20 protein-coding genes and 1 pseudogene are annotated in these 21,302 nt (G+C 66.3%); 13 read left to right on the top strand and 8 right to left on the bottom strand.

Annotation, left to right across the window (positions count from 1 at the left end; genetic code table 11):
• The 5 genes and pseudogenes from BW996_RS21470 to BW996_RS19735 form a co-directional block, all read right to left on the bottom strand.
• Window positions 1–104, bottom strand: a pseudogene (locus BW996_RS21470) (electron transfer flavoprotein subunit alpha/FixB family protein); the annotation flags it as partial.
• Window position 105: 1 nt separating this feature from the next.
• Window positions 106–855 (bottom strand): electron transfer flavoprotein subunit beta/FixA family protein, encoded by a 750-nt coding sequence (locus tag BW996_RS19750; protein ID WP_076459066.1) that lies wholly within the window; start codon window positions 853–855, stop codon window positions 106–108.
• A 36-nt stretch (window positions 856–891) separates the two neighbouring features.
• Entirely contained in the window at window positions 892–2,331 is a 1,440-nt protein-coding gene (locus BW996_RS19745; protein ID WP_037482982.1) for an NAD-dependent succinate-semialdehyde dehydrogenase, read from the bottom strand.
• 33 nt (window positions 2,332–2,364) lie between these two features.
• Window positions 2,365–3,063, bottom strand: a complete 699-nt coding sequence (gene ribB / locus BW996_RS19740) for a 3,4-dihydroxy-2-butanone-4-phosphate synthase (RefSeq protein ID WP_081838166.1) — start codon at window positions 3,061–3,063, stop codon at window positions 2,365–2,367.
• A 187-nt stretch (window positions 3,064–3,250) separates the two neighbouring features.
• Complete coding sequence (locus BW996_RS19735; protein ID WP_162177984.1) at window positions 3,251–5,230, bottom strand: sigma-54-dependent Fis family transcriptional regulator; 1,980 nt, start codon at window positions 5,228–5,230, stop codon at window positions 3,251–3,253.
• Between the two features lie 215 nt (window positions 5,231–5,445).
• Between BW996_RS19735 and BW996_RS19730 the strand changes: the two genes are divergently transcribed.
• The 9 genes from BW996_RS19730 (at window position 5,446) to BW996_RS19690 (ending at window position 15,815) form a co-directional block, all read left to right on the top strand.
• On the top strand, window positions 5,446–6,084 hold the full coding sequence (locus BW996_RS19730; RefSeq protein ID WP_139330966.1) for a flavin reductase family protein: 639 nt from the start codon (window positions 5,446–5,448) through the stop codon (window positions 6,082–6,084).
• 85 nt (window positions 6,085–6,169) lie between these two features.
• Window positions 6,170–7,267, top strand: a complete 1,098-nt coding sequence (locus BW996_RS19725; protein WP_037482980.1) for an LLM class flavin-dependent oxidoreductase — start codon at window positions 6,170–6,172, stop codon at window positions 7,265–7,267.
• A gap of 91 nt (window positions 7,268–7,358) precedes the next feature.
• Window positions 7,359–9,044, top strand: a complete 1,686-nt coding sequence (locus tag BW996_RS19720) for a pyrroloquinoline quinone-dependent dehydrogenase (RefSeq protein ID WP_241461997.1) — start codon at window positions 7,359–7,361, stop codon at window positions 9,042–9,044.
• 3 nt (window positions 9,045–9,047) lie between these two features.
• The gene (locus tag BW996_RS19715; RefSeq protein ID WP_037482977.1) at window positions 9,048–9,401 is read left to right on the top strand and encodes a c-type cytochrome; all 354 of its coding nucleotides are present in this window, start codon (window positions 9,048–9,050) and stop codon (window positions 9,399–9,401) included.
• A gap of 45 nt (window positions 9,402–9,446) precedes the next feature.
• The gene (locus BW996_RS19710) at window positions 9,447–10,607 is read left to right on the top strand and encodes an acyl-CoA dehydrogenase family protein (protein WP_037482975.1); all 1,161 of its coding nucleotides are present in this window, start codon (window positions 9,447–9,449) and stop codon (window positions 10,605–10,607) included.
• Between the two features lie 6 nt (window positions 10,608–10,613).
• Window positions 10,614–11,861, top strand: a complete 1,248-nt coding sequence (locus BW996_RS19705; protein WP_037482974.1) for a CaiB/BaiF CoA transferase family protein — start codon at window positions 10,614–10,616, stop codon at window positions 11,859–11,861.
• A gap of 64 nt (window positions 11,862–11,925) precedes the next feature.
• Entirely contained in the window at window positions 11,926–12,342 is a 417-nt protein-coding gene (locus BW996_RS19700; RefSeq protein WP_076459065.1) for a GFA family protein, read from the top strand.
• A gap of 217 nt (window positions 12,343–12,559) precedes the next feature.
• Window positions 12,560–14,311 carry a GMC family oxidoreductase gene (locus BW996_RS19695; protein WP_037482972.1) on the top strand — a complete coding sequence of 584 codons (1,752 nt, stop codon included), beginning with the start codon at window positions 12,560–12,562 and terminating at the stop codon, window positions 14,309–14,311.
• A 52-nt stretch (window positions 14,312–14,363) separates the two neighbouring features.
• Window positions 14,364–15,815, top strand: coding sequence for an aldehyde dehydrogenase (locus BW996_RS19690; protein WP_037482970.1), 1,452 nt, complete (start codon window positions 14,364–14,366; stop codon window positions 15,813–15,815).
• A gap of 16 nt (window positions 15,816–15,831) precedes the next feature.
• Here BW996_RS19690 and BW996_RS19685 read toward each other — a convergent pair whose 3' ends face one another.
• Both BW996_RS19685 and BW996_RS19680 read right to left on the bottom strand, forming a co-directional pair.
• Window positions 15,832–16,161, bottom strand: a complete 330-nt coding sequence (locus tag BW996_RS19685; RefSeq protein WP_051632026.1) for a putative quinol monooxygenase — start codon at window positions 16,159–16,161, stop codon at window positions 15,832–15,834.
• Window positions 16,145–16,351 carry a tautomerase family protein gene (locus BW996_RS19680; RefSeq protein ID WP_037482968.1) on the bottom strand — a complete coding sequence of 69 codons (207 nt, stop codon included), beginning with the start codon at window positions 16,349–16,351 and terminating at the stop codon, window positions 16,145–16,147. Before BW996_RS19680 ends, BW996_RS19685 begins: the two co-directional genes overlap by 17 nt.
• 166 nt (window positions 16,352–16,517) lie before the next feature.
• Between BW996_RS19680 and BW996_RS19675 the strand changes: the two genes are divergently transcribed.
• Window positions 16,518–17,489 (top strand): LysR family transcriptional regulator, encoded by a 972-nt coding sequence (locus tag BW996_RS19675; protein ID WP_076459064.1) that lies wholly within the window; start codon window positions 16,518–16,520, stop codon window positions 17,487–17,489.
• Here the strand turns inward: BW996_RS19675 and BW996_RS19670 are convergent.
• A complete protein-coding gene (locus BW996_RS19670; RefSeq protein ID WP_037482965.1) occupies window positions 17,432–18,361 on the bottom strand; it encodes a LysR family transcriptional regulator in 930 nt (309 codons plus the stop codon). The two genes, BW996_RS19675 and BW996_RS19670, sit on opposite strands and share 58 nt — an antisense overlap.
• A 123-nt stretch (window positions 18,362–18,484) precedes the next feature.
• On the opposite strand from BW996_RS19670, the gene BW996_RS19665 reads away from it, so the two are divergent.
• From BW996_RS19665 to BW996_RS19655, 3 genes are all read left to right on the top strand, one after another.
• Window positions 18,485–19,471, top strand: coding sequence for an FAD-binding oxidoreductase (locus BW996_RS19665; RefSeq protein WP_037482963.1), 987 nt, complete (start codon window positions 18,485–18,487; stop codon window positions 19,469–19,471).
• A gap of 64 nt (window positions 19,472–19,535) precedes the next feature.
• Window positions 19,536–20,798, top strand: a complete 1,263-nt coding sequence (locus BW996_RS19660) for an aromatic ring-hydroxylating dioxygenase subunit alpha (protein WP_037482961.1) — start codon at window positions 19,536–19,538, stop codon at window positions 20,796–20,798.
• Window positions 20,799–20,803: 5 nt separating this feature from the next.
• Window positions 20,804–21,301, top strand: a complete 498-nt coding sequence (locus tag BW996_RS19655) for an aromatic-ring-hydroxylating dioxygenase subunit beta (RefSeq protein ID WP_037482990.1) — start codon at window positions 20,804–20,806, stop codon at window positions 21,299–21,301.
• Window position 21,302 lies beyond the last annotated feature (1 nt).

Raw genomic sequence — 21,302 nt, 5'->3', positions numbered from 1 at the left:
ACCAGCACATGCACTTCACCGAGCTGCGCCGCCGCAGTCACGGTGTTCAGCGTCGCGCCCTTGATGGACGCGTTGTCGTGTTCGGCAATGACGAGTGCAGCCATCTCAGATCACCTTCGCTTCGTTCTTCAGCTTGGCGACCAGCGTCGCCACATCCGCCACCTTGATGCCCGCGCTGCGCTTGGCCGGCTCGGCCACCTGCAGCGTCTTGATGCGCGGCGCCACGTCCACGCCCAGCGCCTCCGGCTTGACCGTCTCCAGCGGCTTCTTCTTCGCCTTCATGATGTTCGGCAGCGTCACGTACCGCGGCTCGTTCAGGCGCAGGTCGGTCGTCAGGATCGCCGGCAGCGCCACCGACACCGTCTCCAGACCGCCGTCCACCTCGCGCGTCACCACGGCGCGGCTATCCGCCACCTCGACCTTCGACGCAAACGTCGCCTGCGGCAGGTCCGCCAGCGCCGCCAGCATCTGCCCGGTCTGGTTGCAGTCGTCGTCGATCGCCTGCTTGCCCAGAATCACCAGGCCCGGCTGCTCCTTGTCGACCAGCGCCTTCAGCAGCTTGGCCACCGCCAGCGGCTGCAGCTCGGCGTCCGTCTCGACCAGGATGCCGCGGTCGGCACCGATCGCCATCGCCGTGCGCAGCGTCTCCTGGCACTGGCTCACGCCGCACGACACCGCCACGATCTCCGTGACGATGCCCTTCTCCTTCAGCCGCACCGCTTCCTCGACGGCAATCTCGTCGAACGGGTTCATGCTCATCTTCACGTTGGCGATGTCCACGCCGGTGCCATCACTCTTCACGCGGACCTTGACGTTGTAGTCAACGACCCGCTTCACAGGAACCAATGCTTTCATGAGCTGTCTCGAGATCGAGTGAGGGGAAACGCCGGATCAGGCGTTCAGGATGCTGACCGCGCGGGTGTTCAGATAGGCATCCATGGCTTCCGGACCGCCTTCCGTGCCGTACCCGGATTCCTTGATGCCACCAAAGGGCATTTCCGCCGAGGCCTGTGCGCCCATGTTGATCCACAGCATGCCCACCTCGACATGCCGGGTCAGCAGATCGGCGTTTCTCAGGCTGCGGGTAAATGCGTAGCCTGCCAGGCCATAAGGCAATCGATTGGCTTCAGTGATCGCGTCCTGCAAGTCATCAAACGACTGGATCAAAGCGAGGGGACCGAAAGGCTCCTCGTTGAACGCGCGGGCGTCTCCAGGCACGTCAGCCAGGACCGTAGGCAACCAGAAATTGCCCTGTTCACCGAGGCGATCTCCGCCGGTGAGCAGGCGCGCACCTCGCGTCACGGCATCGCGGGTGAGTTCGGCCATGGCCTGTTGCCGACGCACGTTGGCAAGCGGTCCCATCTGGGTGTCAGGGGCCATTCCTGCGCCCACACGCAACTGGCTTGCCTGCCGGGCCATCTCGGCCGCGAAATCATCGACCACACGCCGATGCACCAGGAAGCGTGTCGGGGAGATGCAGACCTGCCCCGCATTGCGGAACTTGTTCTGCACCGAGGTCCGCACGGCCAGATCAAGATCGGCGTCATCGCAGACGATCACAGGGGCATGGCCACCCAACTCCATGGTCGTGCGCTTCATGTGCTGCCCCGCGAGCGCCGCCAGATGCTTGCCCACCGCCGTCGATCCTGTGAACGTGATCTTGCGAATGACAGGATGAGGAATCAGATACCCGGAAATCTCGGCAGGATCGCCATAGACCAGTCCCAGCACCCCGGCAGGAAGGCCTGCATCCGCGAAAGCCCGGATCAGCGCCGCCGGACTGGCTGGCGTTTCCTCGGGCCCTTTGACCAGAACAGAGCATCCAGCCGCCAAGGCGGCACTCACCTTGCGAACCACCTGGTTGATCGGAAAGTTCCAGGGCGTGAAAGCCACCACCGGCCCGACAGGATCCTTGATGACCATCTGACGGATCGCCAGGTTGTGTCGAGAGGGCACCAGCCGGCCGTAGATTCGAAGTCCCTCGTCGGCGAACCAGTCGATGATGTCAGCTGCGGCAGCCGTCTCGGCCTTGGCCTCGGTCAGTGGCTTGCCTTGCTCCCGGGTCATCAGCGTGCTGATGAATTCAGCACGCTCGCGCAGCAAGGCCGCAGCCCGGTGCATGATGCCCGCGCGCGCAATCGGCGTCATGTGGCGCCAATGCTCGAAGCCGATCTGCGCAGCGGCAACCGCTTCGTCCAGATCGGATTTCTCGGCACAGGCCACCTGCCCGATGCCCTGACCTGTTGCAGGATCCAGAACGGGGCGGGTCCGGCCCAGTGCACCCTCGCGCCACTGGCCCAGAATGAAATGTCGAATGTCGTGATCACGCATGTCGGGCTCTCCTGAAGAGGGCATGGCGGTCAGTCAGGATGCCGACAGGTCGGCGGAGGCCAGACAGTCGCTGAACAGGCCGGTTCGCCCGGACTGCGCGACTGCCCTCTTCCAGTCATGGTTCACGCGCTGACTTCGATAGGTCACGAGGTCCGCGATCGAGATCATCACCAGGCCGTGCAGGCTGGCAAAAAGCTCGAGCTCAGGCCGGCGAGCCATCGTGCCATCGTCATTGACAATCTCAGCCAGCACCCCTCCAGGTCGCAACCCGGCCAGCCGGGTCAGATCGACCGACGCCTCGGTATGACCGGGACGGTGCAGCACGCCGCCCGGCACGGATCTCAGCGGAAAGACATGGCCCGGTCGGCTGAAGTCGGAGGGCTGCGCCGACGGATCCACCAGTGCGCGGATGGTCGCCGCGCGATCTGCCGCCGAAATGCCGGTCGTGGTGCCATGCCGGTAATCGACCGTGATGGTATAGGCCGTGCGCATCAAGTCGGTGTTGTGCTCGACCATCAACGGCAATCCCAGGTGATCGAGCCGAGCACCCGGCAGACCGACGCACAGCATCCCGCTGGTGTAGCGGACCATGAAGGCGATGGACTGCGGGGTCGCATATTCCGCGGCGAGGATCAGATCCCCTTCGTTCTCGCGGCCTTCATCGTCGACCACCACCACCATCTCGCCGCGTGAAAGTGCAGCCAGTGCATCTTCGATACGGTGCAAGGTCATTGTCTGTCTCCTGAGTTGAGCAGTCCTGCTGTGGCTGCTGTCGTCAGGATCTAGCGAGTGTCATGCCAACGGGACGTGAAAAATAAAATCAATATGAATCAAGTACTTGAAATCAATCCGTTCGCCATGCCAGACATTTCTGCGACACCTGGGGTGTCGCAGCAGCACTGTCCATTGCGACACAGGCTCAATGCGATCGATCCGGCCGATGCATGCTGAACTGGTTGAGACGCCGATGCAGCGTCGCCCGCGACACGCCCAGGCGCAGCGCGGCAGCCGACACATTCCAGCCGGTCTGCTCCATCAACGCCAGAAGAGACGTTCCATCGGAAACCTGCCGTGCAGCGGCAGGTTTCGCCTTCATGGGCGACGATTGGCGATCCGGCGTGAACTCGAGAAGGGATGCAGGCAAGGACTCCGTGCCGATCACTGATGCCTCATTGAGGGCCACCATGAACTTGGCGACATGCTGAAGTTCGCGCATGTTGCCGGGCCAGTGATGTCGGGTCAGAACGTCCAGCGCGGCCATCGACAAGGGCCTGCACTCGACGCCAGCATCGGCTGCGGCCTGGGTGAACGTGCTGTCGATGAGTGCCTCCAGATCCGTGCGAGCACGCAGCGCTGGCAGGGTGAGCGTGGCACCGCTCAGCCGGTAGTAGAGATCCTCGCGAAACTGTCCGGCCTGTACCAGCGACTTCAGATCATGCAGTGTCGCGGAAATCAGGGCAAAGCGAACCTTGACCGGCTCGGTCGCGCCGACAGGAACGAACTCGCCTTCCGACAGGACCTGCAGCAGTCGCCCTTGCAGGCTCAGTGGCATGTCTCCGATTTCATCGAGGAACAGGGTACCGCCGTGGGCGCCCAGCAGGCGTCCTGGCGAACCCTGCCGGGAGGCGCCCGTGAAGGCGCCCGCCCGATGTCCGAAAAGTTCGCTTTCGATCAGATCAGGCGGCAATGCAGCGCAATTGACGGTCACGAAATGTCCAGACCGATGCGGACCGGCCTGGTGCAGGGTGCGAGCCAGCTGGGTCTTGCCGCTGCCACTCTCGCCCTGAAGCAGCAGAGGCAGAGAGCGTGCGTGCAGCCGCTGCGCGATGCGAAGACGCTCGCGGACCGTCTCGTCGAGGCCGACCAGGTCCTGCAGCGACGGGGACTGGCCATCGTCTGCACGATCCTGTGCGGACACCGGCGCGCGCGGTGTCCGGGACGGCAGCGGCTCGCTGGCCATCCGCTTGGCAGACCAGCGACGGACAGGCTCCATCAGGCGCGCATGAAACCGACCGCCCTGCCGGTCGCGCAGCGGCGCCACCTCATGCAAGAGCCGGTCGATGTCGCCCACATCGATGACCGAGGTCAGGCGCCTGCCCAGCAGGCTGCGGGAAACATCATCATGCCCGGCACAGCCCAGCAGCTGGGACGCAAGTGGGGTTCCGTCGATGATGCAGCCACGCTCATCGATGGCGAGGCGCGCTTCCGTGGCGGTGTCGCAGAAATCGTCATGGCGCGACAGCCTCAGGATCCGAACTCGCGCGTGGCGCCGATCGAACAGGACATTCTCGATGCGGCGTGCCGAGCTGGCCACCATCTGGCGAATGATGCCCTGCAAGGCGTGGTCGGTGCTGCGCATCGCGGTCACGTTCAGGACCCCGAGGAGATGTCCCTGAGCGCCAAAGATGGGGGCCACGGTGCAGCTCAAGCCTGCCAGCCGAGAGGCGAAATGCTCCCCCATCACGATCGACAACGGCTTTCGCTCACGCAGGCAGAGCCCGACTCCCGTCGTGCCCTGCTTCTCCTCGCTCCAGATGGATCCGGGCAGTACCCTGAGAGACGTGCAGGTGTCGATCACCGTGGAGCTGCTGCGAAAGTTCATCACGGTGCCCTGGGCATCCGACAGCATCACCACCTGGGCGTGATCGCTCAAGTTCAGATAGAGGCGATCGATTTCGGCGGACGACACCTCCCCCATTTCGTCGATCCGTTCACGGCGCTCCTGCAGCTCTGCGTGCGTGAGCACGTCCGGATCGGGAATCCGATCCGGATCCAGTCCGTGATCAACGACGCTGCGCATCCAGGAAGCACGCAGTCCGGCGTCCAGCGGAGGAACGGCGACCGATCGGCGTCCTTCCAGCGCCGCCATGACAGCATGCGCGTGACTGTCCTTCACCACTGCTGACACTCCTTTTTCCATGACAGCACAACGAAGCGCAGGGTAAGAGCAGCGCCGAAGACCTGCCTATGGTGACAACCCGGCATGACAGGCACTCGCCGCTGGACCGAGGTGTCGCACGGGCCGGCACGAATGCGACACCCCTGTGTCGCAAGACACGGGCATGAGACAGACCGAATCCAGCACAAGTTGTTGATTCACAAGGTTTCTTGTCGTTGGCATGGTCTTGGCGTGATGAAGGCAGGAACCAGCAGATCAACAAGTTCCAGCACATCAGACCTGTGCTGCGACAAGGAGACAGAAACATGTGCACACCCCTTGCAGAGGAGGCGTCACGCCTCGACCTCGGCGCCGACCTGAAGACGGCGATGCGCCGCCTGGCAGGGTCCGTGTCCATCGTCACCAGCCGCGACGAGGAGGGTCAGCCTCATGGCATGGCGGCATCGGCCGTGATGCCGGTGTCGATAGATCCTCCTTCCATGCTGGTTGCGGTCAATCGCAGTGCCGGACTGCATGCCGTGCTGCAGCACAGCGGGCGCTACTGCATCAATCTGCTGGCCGATGACCAGCATGCACTGCTCGAGCCCTTTTCCCAGAGCACGCTGCGCGCCCAGCGTTTCCGTTCGGGGCCGTGGCGCGACGCCTGGTCAGAGCGTGCCTCGCCCCTGCCCTGGCTGGAAGGTGCGAGTGCGGTGATCGCGTGCATCGTCGATCAGGCGGTGGACTACGGATCGCACACGCTCTTCATCGGACGAGTCACCGACGTGCGCGTCGATCCGGCGCCGGTCGAGCTGCATCCGCCCCTGGTCTGGCTGGCTGGACACCGTGCCCGGCTGGACCTGCACAGCAGCTGAGCACGTCTCACATCACCGGCTCCGATTCCCGATTCATCCACCTGCGCCGGCACAGGCGCGCTCACCCCTCGAGGAGACACTGATCATGAAACTTGGTCTGTTTGGCATGCCCCTGCATCCGCCCAGCCGTCCTGCCGCAGAGACTTATGCGGAAGACGCGGACAAGGTGATCCATGCGGATGAACTCGGCTTCGACGAGGTCTGGTTCGGCGAGCACATGTCGTGCACGACCGAGCCCATCGCCTCGCCGCTGATGTTCATGGCCTCGCTGATCCAGCGCACTCGCCAGATCCGCTTCGGCACCGGCGTCATCGCGCTGCCCAACCATCATCCGGCGGTGGTGGCGGCTGAAGTGGCCCAGTTCGATCACATGAGTCAAGGCCGCCTGATGTTTGGCATCGGCCCGGGCGGTCTGGCCAGTGACATGGAGTTGTTCGATGTTCTCGACAACGCCTACCGCACCGAACGGATGATGGAGTCGATCGACACGATCATCCGGCTGTGGCGCCAGGACCCGCCCTACAACATCGAGGGCAAACACTGGAAGATAAAGTTGTCGCAGACCGTGATGCCGGAACTCGGCGTGGGCTACATCCCCAAGCCCTACCAACTGCCGCACCCGCCCATCATGATGACGGCGATGTCGCCGTTCTCGGACAGCGTCAAGACGGCCGGCATGCGCGGATGGGGGCCGATGAGCGCCAACTTCTGTCCGGAGTATGTGATCGCCAGCCACTGGAAGAAGTACCAGGAAGGCTGTGAACTGGCCCGGCGCCAGCCCGATGGCGACAACTGGCGCGTGGCCCGCAACATCGTGATTGCCCGCAGCGACGCAGAAGCGCGCGACCGGGTGATGGACCCCGAAGGCAGCAACTACTACTACTTCGAATACCTGTGGAAGGTTCTGCTGGCGGTGAACTACACCGCCGTGATGAAGGATGACCCAAAGCAGCCGGACGCCGACGTCACGATCGAGCAGCTCATCGACAGCATGGTGATCTACGGATCGCCCGAGACCGTCACGGAGAAGCTGTTGGCCTTCCGCGAGCGCACCGGACCGTTCGGCGGCTTGCTGATGGCCTCGATGGATGGAGCCGGCGTCAACCGCGCCCGTGAATGGGAAAGCATGACGCTGCTGGCCCGCGAGGTGATGCCCAGGATTCGCGAGGCACTGGCCCGCTGAGGTCGCCGGCCCGGACGACGACCTGACCAAGAACACCGTGCCGCAGCGGGTAATCACGCCCGCAGCGGACACCATGCAGGAGACAACGGACATGTCCGCAAGCACCATGGTCCGATCACGCCACTTCGGCGCGATCGGCGCCCTCACCCTCGCCGCCAGCCTGACCACCAGCCTGCCGGCCTCGGCCGCCACCGGCCCCGGCTACGACGACCCGACCAACTGGCCCCAGTACCACCGCAGCCACAACGCCTGGCGCTTCAGCCCGCTCGACCAGATCAACAAGCGCAACGTCCAGCGCATGCGCATGGCCTGGGTGCACCAGCCCGGCGCCATCACCCAGGGTCTGCAGGCCACGCCCATCGTGGTCGATGGCGTGATGTACACCATTGCCGCCGACAACAACGTCTTCGCCCTGAACGCCGCCACCGGTGAGGTGCTGTGGCGCTATACGCCCAAGCTCGACCCGGTCGTCAAGGAAGTCTTCTACGCATCGGCCAGCCGCGGCGTGACCGTCGGGCGCGGCAAGGTCTACATCGGATCGCTCGACGGCCGTTTCATCGCGCTTGACCAGAAGACCGGCAAGGAGTTGTGGAGCACCCAGCTCACCAACATGCGCGCCGAGGGCGGCGCGCTGTTCTCCTCGCCGCCGCAGCTCGCCGGCAACGTCCTGTTCGGTGGAACGACCGGCGGTGACCAGCCCATCATCGGCAAGATCTACGCCGTCAACGCCGACACCGGGGAGCGGACCTGGACCTTCGAGATCCCGCGCGACGACCCGAAGAGCTGGCCCGGCGACAGCCGCCAGCGCGGCGGCGGCTCGGCCTGGCTGCCGGGCACCTACGACCCCTCGACCGACACCATCTACATCGGCACCAGCAACGCCGCGCCCGACTTCAACCGCGAAGACCGCCTGGGCGACAACCTCTACACCGCCACGCTGCTGGCCCTGGACCCGAAGACCGGCCGCATCAAGTGGCACCGCCAGGAAGTGCCCAACGACACCTGGGACTTCGACGCGGCCTATGAAGCGCTGCTGGTGCCGCGCGGCAGCGGCAAGACCGCGCTCGTCCACCTGAACAAGAACGGCTTCGTCTACGTCATGGACAAGGACGACGGCGCGATGGTGAACGCTTGGCAGTACACCGAGAACATGAACTGGGCCAAGGGGGTGGACGTCAAGACCGGCCTGCCGATCGAGCCCAACTATCCCGAGACGGGCAAGACCAAGCTGCACTGCCCGAACCTGCTGGGCGCACGGAGCTGGAACCACGGCGCCTACAACCCCGGCACCCGGCTGTGGTATTCGCACGGCATGGAGGTCTGCAACCACGTCACCAGCGCCAAGCAGGAGCCGGTGGCGGGCATCAGCGCCCTGACGCTCGGCTTGTCCGACATCCGTCTGGTGGACCCACCCGGCAAGAAGGCCGATGGCTGGCTGGGCGCCTTCGATCCGCTCACCGGCAAGCAGGCCTGGAAGGTGCGCTTCGAGATGCCGCCGCTCAGCTCGGTGCTGGCCACGGGTGGCGGCCTGGTCATCACCGGCGACATGCGCGGCGTGCTCTACGCCTTCGACGCCGACAACGGCAAGGAACTGTGGCGCTTCAACGCGGGCTCCGGCGCCCGCGGCGGCCCGATCAGCTACGCAGTCAACGGCAAGCAGTACATCGCCATTCCGACCGGCCTGGGCTCGCACGCCCCCGGCTTCCTGACCGGCGCCTTCCCGCAGATCCGCGATCTGCCGGGCGGCTCGGCGCTGATGGTCTTCACGGTGGATTGAGTGATGCGCGCAGCGACTCTCCGCCAGAGCTTGGCGACGCTGTTGCTGGCGGCGGCAGGGGCAGCCGCCCATGCCGCCGCGCCCTTCGACCTGGACGACGTCGGGCGCATCGACGCCGGCAAGCGCCGCTTTGGCAGCACCTGCGCGGCTTACTGCCACGGCTCGGAGGGCGTGGGCGGCCGGGCGCCCGGCTTCAAGGGCAACACGCGCTTCCTGCCCGATGAGGCCTACCAGATCATCAGCGAGGGCCGGCGCGGGCAAGGTGTCATGCCTCCCTGGGGCAAGGTCTACACACCCGAGCAGATCTGGGAGCTGGTGGCCTATCTGCAGCACCTGTCGCGGCAGCCGGCCCCCTGAAACAGCACGCAAGAACAGCACGCAAGAAGGCCACAAGGTAGAACGATGCCACTGGACGATCAGACATTCACCCTGCTGAAGGACAGCGTTCAACGCTTCATCCGCGACCGGCTGGTGCCCGCCGAGAACCACGTCGAGGAACACGACGAGGTACCCGCCGACATCGTCGACGACATGAAGGATCTGGGGCTGTTCGGCATCTCGATTCCCGAGGAGTACGGCGGCATCGGTCTGTCGATGGCGCAGGAATGCGAGGTGGCCTACGCGCTGGGGCAGACCGCGCTGGCGTTCCGTTCCGTCGTGGGCACTAACATCGGGATCGGCTCGCAAGGCATCCTGATGGATGGCACCGACGCGCAGAAGGACGCCTATCTGCCGCGCATCGCCAGCGGCGAGCTGATCATCTCGTTCGCGCTGACCGAACCCGATGCGGGCTCCGACGCCGCTTCGCTGAAGACCCGCGGCGTGCGCGACGGCGACGACTATGTGCTCACCGGCAGCAAGCGCTACATCACCAACGCCACCCGCGCCGGAGCCTTCACGCTGATGGTCCGCACCGACGGCCCCGGTGCAGGCGGCATCTCTGCGTTCATCGTGCCGGCCGACAGCCCGGGGCTGACGCTGGGCAAGCCGGACAAGAAGATGGGTCAGCGCGGCACCAAGACCTGCGACGTCAACCTTGACGGCGTGCGCGTGCCGGCGGCCAACATCATCGGCGGCGTGCCGGGGCGCGGGTTCAAGACAGCCATGAAGGTGCTGGACCGCGGGCGCCTGCACGTCTCCGCGCTCGCCTGCGGCATGGCGCAGCGCATCCTGCAGGAAAGCATCGCCTACGCGCAGCAGCGCAAGCAGTTCGGCCAGCGCATCGGCGACTTCCAGCTCGTCCAGGCCATGCTCGCCGACAGCCAGGCCGAGCTGCTGGCCGGCTGGGCGATGGTGCAGGCCACGGCGCGCCGCTACGACGACCGGGCCGCCGGCCGCCACGACCCGGACGTCGGCATGCACGCCTCCTGCACCAAGCTCTTCACGACCGAGATGGTCGGGCGCGTGGCCGACCGTGGCGTGCAGATCCACGGCGGCGCGGGCTACATCAACGAGTACAAGGTCGAGCGTTTCTACCGCGATGTTCGCCTGCTGCGGCTGTACGAGGGCACCACCCAGATCCAGCAGCTCATCATCGGCAAGCACCTGATGCGCCAGGACTGAACCGAGATGCCGAACACCTCCACATCCCTCTCGGGTGGCGCGCTCGGCGGCCTGCGCGTCCTCGATCTCACCCGCGTGCTCGCCGGCCCCTGGTGCACCCAGGCCCTGGCCGACCTGGGCGCGGACGTCATCAAGATCGAGCGCCCCGGCGCCGGCGACGACACCCGCCACTGGGGCCCGCCCTACGCCAAGGATGCGACCGGCCAGGACACGCGCGAGGCGGCCTACTTCCTCGCCGTGAACCGCAACAAGCGCTCGGTCACGCTGGACATCGCCAGCCCTGAGGGCCAGGCCCTGATCCGCCAGTTGGTGCCGCAGTGCGACGTGCTGGTCGAGAACTACAAGGTCGGCGACATGGCTCGCTACGGGCTGGACTACGACAGCCTGCGCCAGATCCATCCCGGCCTGGTCTACTGTTCGATCACCGGCTTCGGCCAGACCGGACCGTACGCGCCCCGCCCGGGCTACGACTTCATCGTGCAGGGCATGGGTGGCTTCATGAGCGTCACAGGCGAGCGCGACGGAATGCCGGGCGGTGGGCCGCAGAAAGCCGGCGTGGCCATCGCCGATCTGGCGACCGGCGCCCATGCCGCCATCGCGATCCTGGCGGCGCTGCGCCACCGCGACCGCACTGGCCAAGGGCAGTATCTCGACATCAGCCTGCTTGACGTGCAGGTCTCGTTGATGGCCAACATGGCGAGCAATTACCTGGCGACCGAGCGTGCGCCGGCACGATGGGGCAATGCGCACCCGAACATCGTGCCCTACCAGGTCTTCAAGGCCGCTGACGGCTGGGTCATCGTGGCCTGTGGCAACGACCACCAGTTCGGCAAACTGGTCGATGCAGGCGGGCGACGCGAACTGGCCAGCGATCCACGCTTCGCCACCAATCCGGCACGCGTGCGTCATCGGGAGGAACTGGTGGCTCAGCTCGAACCCATGATGCTCGAACGCACTCGCGACGCCTGGATCGCGGTGCTGGAGGAGGTCGGCGTGCCCTGCGGCCCGATCAACGATCTGGCCGATGTCTTTGCCGATCCGCAGGTCATCGCCCGAGCGATGAGGCTGGACCTGCCGCATCCGACCGCCGGCCAGGTCAGCGTGGCCGCCAGCGCGCTGAAGCTGTCGGTCACGCCGGTGAGCTATCGCAGCGCGCCGCCGCTGCTGGGACAGCACACGGACGAGGTGCTGAAGGAACTGGCGGCCCTGACGGATGGGGATCTGCAGATTCTGAAATCTCGCGCGGTCATCTGATCACGGTGACCGCAGGCAACGCTTCGGTCTCGAAGACGACTGATTTCTGCGAAAGGAGTCCTTCATGAATCGCATGGAAGGGGGTTGCCTGTGCGGCGACGTGCGCTATCTCTGCACGACAGAGCCTGTCGTCGTGGCACTGTGCCACTGCACGCACTGCCAGCGCCAGTCCGGATCGGCTTTTTCCGTCAACGTCGGCGTCCCCAAAGGCAGCCTGCAACTGGTGTCAGGATCAACGCAGGTCTACCCTGACATCGGCCACAGTGGCCAGCCGGTGTATCGACATTTTTGCGGCCGATGCGGCTCCCCCATCTTCTCCGATGTCGTCTCCCGCCCTGGCCTGGACTGGTTGAAGGCCGGAACGCTCGACGATTCGACGGGGATTCATCCCACGCTGTCACTGTGGTGCGACTCTGCCCAGGACTGGTTCAGTCCCCCGGAGGGCATGACGATGTTCGCCCAAGGCCCGACCCCGTTGTGATGTTCATGGGCGCAGTACCCTGCGCGCATCATCTGATGCCCGGAAAAAACGATGTGCGGCCCGCCACCTGCAGGACCTGTTGTTCTCTTTCGGAACAGATCGGCACGGAGGGATAACCCGATGTTTTGGGCTGCGGCGGAGACCTCTAACGTGAGGTCATGTGATGCCTGGGTGCATCACGGAAGACACGAACCTCGTCCACCTTTCCACCGCCAGCATGAACGCTCCTCTCCATCCCTATTCGTCCGCACCGGATCATGACGGTCTGCTCGAGCGCCTCGAACAGGCCCTGATCGCCGGCCGGCTTGACCGGCGCGGCTTCATGAGGGCGGCGATGGCCGCCGGCCTGGCCTCGGCAGGCCTGCCGGCTCTGGCCGATGAGCTCGACACCATCCGAGCCAACCAGAACGAGCGTGCAGCGCGGCTCGAGAAGTCCTACGACTACATCGTCATCGGCACCGGCAGCGCCGGCTCGGCTCTGGTGGGCCGACTGGCCGCGGCCCGTCGCGGCGCCAGCATCCTGGTGCTGGAGGCTGGCGGCTGGGACAGCGCCTCGGCGGTCATGGATCCGGGGGTGTGGTTCACCAACCTGGGCACGGAGCGCGACTGGGGGGATGTGGCCATCGCCTCGCCGAGCACGAACGGGCGCGCCATCCCCGAGCACATGGGCCGGGTCGTGGGTGGGGGCAGCAGCATCAACGCCACCATCTGGGCTCGCCCCTTCAAGGCCGATCTCGATCACTGGGCGGCCGAGAGCGGTGACACCGCCTGGGGCTACGAGCATGGCCTGGGCATCTACCGACGCATGGAGAACTGGCAGGGCGCGCCCAGCGCACGCTACCGCGGCCAGGGTGGTCCGGTGTGGTGCCAGCCGGCCAAGGATCCGCATCCGGTGGCGCAAGCCATGCTCGCGGCCTGCCGCAGCCTCGGCCTGCCGGTGCTCGATGACCAGAACGGTGCCCGCGAGGAAAGCGCCGGGGGCTTTGCGCTGATGAACCAGATCATCCGCGAGGGTCGCCGGCAGAGCATGGCGCGCGCCTACCTGTATCCGGTGCTGTCGCAGCCGAACGTGACGCTGCTGGTCGATACCCATGTCGATCGACTGACCTTCGCCGGAACCCGGACCACCGGGGTCGAGATCCGCCGCAAGGGCGAGACGCATCGCATCGAAGCTCGCCAGGAAGTCATCGTCTGCGCGGGGGGCATCAACACGCCCAAGCTGCTGATGCTCAGCGGCATCGGTCCGGAGGCGCAGCTGCGCCAGCACGGCATCCGCACGCTGGTGAATGCCCCCGATGTCGGCCAGCACTTCCAGGACCACCTGCTGCACGGCGGCTGCCTCTGGGAGCCGCACGAGCATGTGCCGCACCGCAACAGCGGCGCCAACGTCGCCGGTTTCGTCAAGAGCCAGGCCACGCTGGCAGCGCCTGACGTGAACCTGGTCCAGATCGAACTGCCCTATGCCAGCGATGTGGTGGGCAAGCAGTTCAACCCGCCCAAGACCTCCTGGGCCCTGTGCGCCGGTCTGGTCGCGCCCAAGAGCCGCGGCGAGATCCGGCTGCGCTCGGCCGATCCGGCAGACCGGCCGATCGTCGATGCGCGCTTCCTCAGCCACCCGGACGATGTCAAGGCGCTGGCCCACGGCATCGAGCTGGCGCGCGAGATCGGCAACTCGCCGGCGATGAAGAGCTGGGTCAAGCGCGAGGTGGCTCCCGCCCGCAAGCTCGCAGGCCAGGAGATGGCGGACTTCGTGCGCAATGGCGCCACCACCTACTTCCACCAGTCGGGCACCTGCCGCATGGGCCGCGACAGCCAGGCCGTGGTCGATGCACGGCTGCGCGTCAACGGCGTGCAGAACCTGCGCATCGCCGACAGCTCGATCGCTCCGAGCATCCCGCGCGTGGCCACGATGGCCACCTGCGTGCTGATCGGCGAGCGCATGGCCGAGATCCTGGCGTCGGCCACCTGACGGCTCTCCCCGCTTCCCTCCCCCACCGCTTTTTTCTCGAGAGATTCTCACCATGCAAGCCCAGATCCTGATCGACAACGAACAGCGCGCCGCCCTCAGCGGCAAGACCTTCGAGCGCCGTCACCCTGTCAGCGACGAGGTGGTGACCCAAGTGGCCGCCGGTGGCGTGGCCGATGCGCTGGCGGCCGTGGAATCCGCCAGCCTCGCCTACCGCAGCTGGCGCCAGAGCGCGCCCTCCGAGCGCCGTCGCCTGCTGCTGAAGGCCGCGGACGCCCTGGAGGCTCGCACGCCCCAGTTCATCGAGGCGATGGCCGCCGAGGTCGGCGCACCGGCGCTGTGGGCCGGCTTCAACGTGATGCTGGCAGCCAACGTCTTCCGCGAGGCCGCCTCCCTGGCCACCCAGATCCAGGGCGAGACCCTGCCGACCGACAAGCCCGGTGCCCTGTCGATGACGGTGCGCCAGCCGGTGGGCGTGGTCCTGAGCATCGTGCCCTGGAACGGTCCGGTGGTTCTGGCTGCGCGTGCCATCGCCTATCCGCTGGTGTGCGGCAACACGGTGGTCTTCCGCGCTTCGGAAGCCAGCCCGCGCACGCATGCCCTGGTGGCCGAGGCGCTGGTGGAGGCGGGCTTCCCCGCCGGCACGCTCAACCTGCTGGTCAACGCGCCTCAGGATGCCCCGGAAGTGATCGACACGCTGATTGCCCACAAGGCGGTGCGCCGCATCAACTTCACCGGCTCGACCCGGGTGGGTCGCATCATCGCGCAGAAGGCCGCGACGCAGCTCAAGCGCTGCCTGCTCGAGCTCGGCGGCAAGTCGCCGCTGGTGGTGCTCGATGATGCCGACATCGACGAAGCGGTCAAGGCGGCCGTCTTCGGCTCCTTCCTCTACCAGGGGCAGATCTGCATGTCGACCGAGCGCATCATCGTCGATGCCGCGATCGCCGACGAGTTCGTGGCCCGCTTCGCCGCCAAGGCCAGTGCGCTGTCCTGCGGCGATCCGCGCACCAACCCCGCGTGCGTCATCGGGCCGATGGTCTCGCGCGACTCGGGCCCGCGCCTGAACGCGCTGCTGGACGACGCGCTGGCCAAGGGCGCACGTCTGGCCTGCGGCGGCCGCGCCGAGGGCGCGGTCATGCCGGCCACCATCGTCGATCATGTGACGCCCGAGATGCGCATCTACGACGAGGAGACCTTCGGCCCGGTCACCACCGTGGTGCGGGTGAGCGGCGTGGAGCAGGCGGTCGAGGTCGCCAACGACACCGCCTATGGTCTGTCTTCGGGTGTGTTCGGCCGCGACGTGTCGCGGGCACTCTCGGTGGCCATGCGCATCGACACCGGTGCGTGCCATGTCAACGGCTCGACCGTCCAGAACGAGGCGCAGGCCCCCTACGGCGGCACCAAGGACAGCGGCTATGGCCGCTTCGACGGCCGCGCCGTGATCGACGAGTTCACCGAACTGAAGTGGATCACGATCGAGCCGTCGGTGCAGCAGTACCCGGTCTGATCGCCGGGCAGCAGGCTCAGATGACGATGGCCTGCCGATCCTGCACCGAGACGATGTCGGCGTGCAGGATGCCCTCGGCCATCAGCGCCTTGAGTGCGGGCACCAGTCGGGCGAAGGTGACGGTGCCGGTGTGCTGCTCGAAAGCCGCTGCATCGGCCCAGCGCTCGATCATCACCAGCTGGTCGGCATCGATGCGGGCCTCATAGCGCAGGCAGCCGGGCTCCTGCAGGGCGGTGCCCTGCATCTCGGCCAGGAAGGCACGCGCCTGGGCCTGCGTGCCCTCGCGCAGCGTGCCGGTGGCGACGATCAGCAGCTCAGGTGCGGCGTGGTCAGGACGGCTGGACATCGTCGGCCTCCTCCTTGAACAGGCGACCGCTGCCAGCCCAGTCCGAGGCGGCGACATCCTCGAAGATCACGTAGACCCACTTCGGGTCGGTGCCGGTGTGGCGCTGGATGCTCTCGGTGATGTCGGCAGCCACTGCCTTCTTGGCGCGGGCGTCCTTGCCATCAAACCAGGTCACTCGAACGACGGGCATGAAATTCTCCTTGGGTTGCGAAAAGGCGGAAAGGCCAGAACGAAGCATAGGGATCCCGCCACCCGTGATGAAGCCCGTTTCAGGCAACGTTGAGTATCCCTTGCGGATACCCTGAGCCGCCCGATCGCGGCGATGATGAGCGGCCTGCACCCGCCCGATGTCTGCCATGAACCCCGTCGATCCCCTGTCGTGTCTACCCACCTTCGTCGCGGTGGTGCGCGCCGGCAGCTTCACGCTGGCCGCGGAGCGACTGGGCCTGACCAAGTCGGCAGTGGGCAAGCGCATCGCCAGGCTGGAGGCGCATCTGGGCCTGCCGCTGCTGCAGCGCGCAGGCCGGCGCCTGCACCTGACCGACGAGGGACGCAGCTACTTCGAGACCTGCTCGGCACTGCTCGAGCAGCTCGCCGCCACCGAGGCCGAACTCTCGCCGCGCGCTCGCGCCCTCAAGGGCCGGGTGCGGCTGGACATGCCGGTGGCCTTCGGCCGACGCATCGTGCTGCCTCATCTGCTCGCGCTGACGCAGCAGCACCCCGAGCTGCTGCTGACCATGCGCCTGGATGACGCCACCGTCGCCCTGCCCAGCGACGAGGTCGACATCGCCATCCGCTTCGGAGCGCTGGACGACAGCATGCAGCGGGTGGCACGCCGGATCAGCCGGCAGACCCGGCTGATCTGTGCCTCGCCCGACTACCTGGCGCGTCACGGTCGGCCCACGCATCCCGCCGAGCTCGAGGGTCATCGCTGCATCGTGGGCACCAGCGGCGGCCCGCCAGGCTCATGGATCCTGCGGGAGGATGGCAACGAGTTCCGATTCACGCCCCTGGCCAGCCACCAGTTCAATGACGGCGAGGCGCTGATCGACGCCGCGCTGGCCGGCTTCGGCCTGTGCCAGATGCCCTCGTCGCTGCTGCACCGGCACATCGACCGCGGCGAGCTGGTGCCGGTGCTCGAGCGCTTCACCGGCACGCCGGTCGACGTGCATGTGCTGTGGGCTCGGCAGGCCACCCGCAGCCCGCGGGTGCGCTTCATCGTGGACCAGCTGGTCGCGCTGGGCGAGCGCGGCCTGCTCGACGGCCGCGATCAGTCGCCCGTGATGCGGGTGGGCGCATCATCGGCGAAGAGCTCCACCATCAGCTGACGCAGCCACAGGCTGGCGGGATCACGGTTGAAGCGTGCGTGCCAGAACATGTTGATGGCGATCTCGGGCAGCGCGACCGGGTGAGGTGAGGTCGCCAGCCCGAAGGGCTCGACGCAGCGCTGCGCGAAGCGCGCCGGCACGGTGGCGATCAGGTCGGTGCTCTGCAGGATGTGGCCGACCGCGATGAAGTGCGGCACCGCCAGGCGCATGCGGCGCCGAATCCCGGCGGCCGCCATCAGCGCATCGATCTCGCCATGTCCGGTGTTGGCCGCGACCACGCGCACATGCTCGAGCGCGAGGAACTGCTCCAGCGTCATCGGCGACCGCGCCACCGGATGGTCGCGCCGGAACATGCACACGTACCGGTGACGGAACAGCCGGCGCTGAAAGAAGCCTGCCTGCAGCTGCGGCAGCAGTCCGACAGCCAGATCGACCGCGCCGGACTCCATGTCGTCGCGCAGGTTGCTGGCGTTCGGACGCAAGGTGCTGATCTGGATGTGGGGCGCACGGTGCAGCAGCGCCTCCATCAGCGGCGGCATGAAATACATCTCGCCGATGTCGGTCACCACCAGCTGGAAGGTGCGGGTGCTGGTGAGGGGGTCGAAGGTTTCGCGGCGGAACAGCGCCGTCTGGATCGCATTGAGCGCATAGGCCACCGGTTCGGCCAGATGCAGCGCATGCGGCGTGGGCTCCATGCCGCGCGAGGTGCGCACGAACAGCTCGTCGCCCAGCAGCAGCCTCAGCCGCTTCAGGCAGTTGCTGACACCGGGCTGGGTCAGGCCCAGCTTGTCGGCCGCCGCGGAGACGCTGCGGTCGCGCAGCAGCTGGTGAAACACCACCAGCAGGTTCAGATCGATGTCGCGCAGTTCCACGAGGCCGGTTCTCCGTCACATGCATCACTGAACGTGATGCATTGAATCATCTCCAGTTTATCGACTTATATCAGTGCACTGAACAGAATTCGCGGCAATTCAGCTCAATCTCACGGCAACATCATGGAACTGGTCATCCAGCCGCTCGGCAAGAGCGTGCCCGTCAAGCATGGAGACAACCTGCTCGACGTGCTGCGAGCGCATGACGTGCCGGTCTCGTACAGCTGCATGTCAGGCCGCTGCGGCACTTGCCACTGCAAGGTGATCTCGGGACAGTTCCTCGGGGGCTCGCCCGAGACCGGCCGGCCGGCGCCTGACCGCGCCGAGCAGGTGCTGGCCTGCCAGGCGGTGATCACCGGCAACTGCACCATCGAGCTGCCCGAGGTCGACGAAGTCGTCGTGCATCCGGCGCGCATCGTCAAGGGCACGGTCACCGCAATCGAGGACGCCACCCACGACATCCGCCGGCTGCGCATCCGCCTGGCCAAGCCGCTGGAGTTCTCTCCGGGCCAGTACGTGACCGTGCAGTTCACGCCGGAGCACATCCGTCCCTACTCGATGGCGGGACTGGCCGAGGACGGCGAGATGGAACTGCACATTCGGCGCGTGCCTGGCGGTCGGGTCACCCAGCATGTGTTCGAGCAGCTCGCTGAAGGCGCGGCACTGCGCATCAGCGGACCGCTGGGCACCGCCTACCTGCGCCGCAAGCACACCGGACCGATGCTGTGCGTCGGCGGTGGCACCGGGCTGGCGCCGGTGCTGTCCATCGTGCGCGGTGCACTGCAGGCCGGCATGGACAACCCCATCCATCTGTACTTCGGCGTGCGCAGCGAGGCCGATCTGTACGACATCGAACGCTTGCGCGCGCTGGCCGAAGCCCATCCCCAGATCCGACTGCACATCGTCGTGGCCACCGGCACCGACATGCCGGGGCTGCACTCGGGTCTGGTGACCGACGCGATCGAGCAGGATCTGCCCGAACTCGACGGCTGGCGTGCCTACCTCTGCGGGGCCCCCGCGATGGTGGACGCGCTGCAGATGCTGCTGCTGCGCAAGGGCCTGCCCGCCGAGCACATCCACGCCGACGCCTTCTACCCGAGCGGTGTCTGAACCCGGCCGCCATTCCCTCCGTTTCATGCCCTCAGCCGCACATGCCCGTGCAGGAGACACACCCATGAGCCAACCTGTCACCGTGTTCCCCAAGGACCCGAAGTGGTCCGGGGACGGATCCAGCCGCGTGCCCTTCTGGGCCTACACCCGCGAAGACCTCTACCAGCGAGAACTCGAGCGCCTCTTCTACTCGGGCCACTGGTGCTACGTCGGTCTGGAGGCCGAGATTCCCGAGCCGGGCGACTTCAAGCGCACCGTGATCGGCGAGCGCTCCGTCGTCATGGTCCGGGACCCGGACGGCGGCGTCAACGTGGTCGAGAACGTCTGCGCCCACCGCGGCATGCGCTTCTGCCGCAAGCGCAACGGCAATGCCAAGGACTTCTTCTGCCCCTACCACCAGTGGAACTACAGCCTCAAGGGTGACCTGCAGGGTGTGCCGTTCCGACGTGGCGTCAAGCAGGACGGCAAGGTCAACGGCGGCATGCCCAAGGACTTCAAGCTCGACGAGCATGGCCTGACCAAGCTGAAGGTCGCCACCCGCGGCGGCGTGGTGTTCGCCTCGTTCGATCACGACGTGGAGCCGCTGGAGGAATTCCTCGGCCCGACCATCCTGCACTACTTCGACCGGGTCTTCAGTGGGCGCAAGCTCAAGGTGCTGGGCTACCGCCGCCAGCGCATCCCGGGCAACTGGAAGCTGATGCAGGAGAACATCAAGGACCCCTACCACCCGGGTCTGTTGCACACCTGGTTCTCGACCTTCGGGCTCTGGCGCGCCGACAACAAGTCGGAACTGAAGATGGATGCCAAGTTCCGCCACGCCGCGATGATCTCGACGCGCGGCCAAGGTGGCAAGAACGCCGAGGTCGTCTCGGGCGTGGACAGCTTCAAGGAGGCGATGACGGTCAACGACCCGCGCCTGCTCGACATCGTGCCCGAGCCCTGGTGGAACGGCCCGACCGCCGTGATGACCACGATCTTCCCGAGCGTGATCATCCAGCAGCAGGTCAACAGCGTCTCGACCCGCCACATCCAGCCCAACGGCCACGGCTCGTTCGACTTCGTCTGGACGCACTTCGGCTTCGAGGACGACACGCCCGAGATGGAGCAGCGTCGCCTGATCCAGGCCAACCTCTTCGGCCCGGCCGGCTTCGTCTCCGCCGATGACGGCGAGGTGATCGAGTGGTCCCAGGAGGGCTTCGAGCAGAACCCGGCCCACCGTACCGTGCTCGAGATGGGCGGCTACGACATCGCCGACAGCGACCACATGGTCACCGAGACGCTGATCCGCGGCATGTATGCCTACTGGCGCCAGGTGATGGGGGAGTGAACATCATGACGATCGAGATCGACTTCAAGACCTTCTTCGAGCTGCAGTCGCTCTACAGCGACTACGCCATGGCCTGCGATTCGGCCGACTGGGAGCATTGGCCGGACTTCTTCGTCGAGGACGGCACCTACCGGCTGCAGCCGCGCGAGAACTTCGAGCAGGGCCTGCCGCTGTGCCTTCTGGCCCTGGAGAGCCGCGCCATGATCCGCGACCGGGTCTACGGCGTGAAGGAGACCATGTACCACGACCCGTACTACCAGCGCCACATCGTCGGCCTGCCGCGCGTGCTGTCGGTGGAGCGGGACGCGGCCGGGGGCGAGCGCATCCTGAGCGAGGCCAACTATGCCGTCATCCGCACCAAGATCGACGGCGAGTCCACCGTGTTCAATGCCGGCTACTACCGGGACCTGATCGTGCGCACCCCCGAGGGCCTGAAGCTGCAGTCGCGGCTGTGCGTCTATGACAGCGAGATGATCGCCAACTCGATCATCTACCCCATCTGAG

The organism is Sphaerotilus natans, from assembly GCF_900156335.1.
In the GTDB taxonomy this organism is placed as follows: Bacteria; Pseudomonadota; Gammaproteobacteria; order Burkholderiales; family Burkholderiaceae_C; genus Sphaerotilus; species Sphaerotilus natans.
The sequence above is the reverse complement of the archived record's forward strand: the minus strand, read 5'-3'. Positions and strand labels throughout refer to the sequence as shown.

Excerpts from the sequence above, each read along its gene's own strand:
- BW996_RS19750 (WP_076459066.1), bottom strand. The coding sequence starts at position 855 with ATGAAAGCATTGGTTCCTGTGAAGCGGGTCGTTGACTACAACGTCAAG.
- BW996_RS19745 (WP_037482982.1), bottom strand. The coding sequence starts at position 2,331 with ATGCGTGATCACGACATTCGACATTTCATTCTGGGCCAGTGGCGCGAG.
- ribB (WP_081838166.1), bottom strand. The coding sequence starts at position 3,063 with ATGACCTTGCACCGTATCGAAGATGCACTGGCTGCACTTTCACGCGGC.
- BW996_RS19725 (WP_037482980.1), top strand. The coding sequence starts at position 6,170 with ATGAAACTTGGTCTGTTTGGCATGCCCCTGCATCCGCCCAGCCGTCCT.
- BW996_RS19720 (WP_241461997.1), top strand. The coding sequence starts at position 7,359 with ATGTCCGCAAGCACCATGGTCCGATCACGCCACTTCGGCGCGATCGGC.
- BW996_RS19715 (WP_037482977.1), top strand. The coding sequence starts at position 9,048 with ATGCGCGCAGCGACTCTCCGCCAGAGCTTGGCGACGCTGTTGCTGGCG.
- BW996_RS19710 (WP_037482975.1), top strand. The coding sequence starts at position 9,447 with ATGCCACTGGACGATCAGACATTCACCCTGCTGAAGGACAGCGTTCAA.
- BW996_RS19705 (WP_037482974.1), top strand. The coding sequence starts at position 10,614 with ATGCCGAACACCTCCACATCCCTCTCGGGTGGCGCGCTCGGCGGCCTG.
- BW996_RS19700 (WP_076459065.1), top strand. The coding sequence starts at position 11,926 with ATGAATCGCATGGAAGGGGGTTGCCTGTGCGGCGACGTGCGCTATCTC.
- BW996_RS19695 (WP_037482972.1), top strand. The coding sequence starts at position 12,560 with ATGAACGCTCCTCTCCATCCCTATTCGTCCGCACCGGATCATGACGGT.
- BW996_RS19690 (WP_037482970.1), top strand. The coding sequence starts at position 14,364 with ATGCAAGCCCAGATCCTGATCGACAACGAACAGCGCGCCGCCCTCAGC.
- BW996_RS19685 (WP_051632026.1), bottom strand. The coding sequence starts at position 16,161 with ATGTCCAGCCGTCCTGACCACGCCGCACCTGAGCTGCTGATCGTCGCC.
- BW996_RS19680 (WP_037482968.1), bottom strand. The coding sequence starts at position 16,351 with ATGCCCGTCGTTCGAGTGACCTGGTTTGATGGCAAGGACGCCCGCGCC.
- BW996_RS19675 (WP_076459064.1), top strand. The coding sequence starts at position 16,518 with ATGAACCCCGTCGATCCCCTGTCGTGTCTACCCACCTTCGTCGCGGTG.
- BW996_RS19665 (WP_037482963.1), top strand. The coding sequence starts at position 18,485 with ATGGAACTGGTCATCCAGCCGCTCGGCAAGAGCGTGCCCGTCAAGCAT.
- BW996_RS19660 (WP_037482961.1), top strand. The coding sequence starts at position 19,536 with ATGAGCCAACCTGTCACCGTGTTCCCCAAGGACCCGAAGTGGTCCGGG.
- BW996_RS19655 (WP_037482990.1), top strand. The coding sequence starts at position 20,804 with ATGACGATCGAGATCGACTTCAAGACCTTCTTCGAGCTGCAGTCGCTC.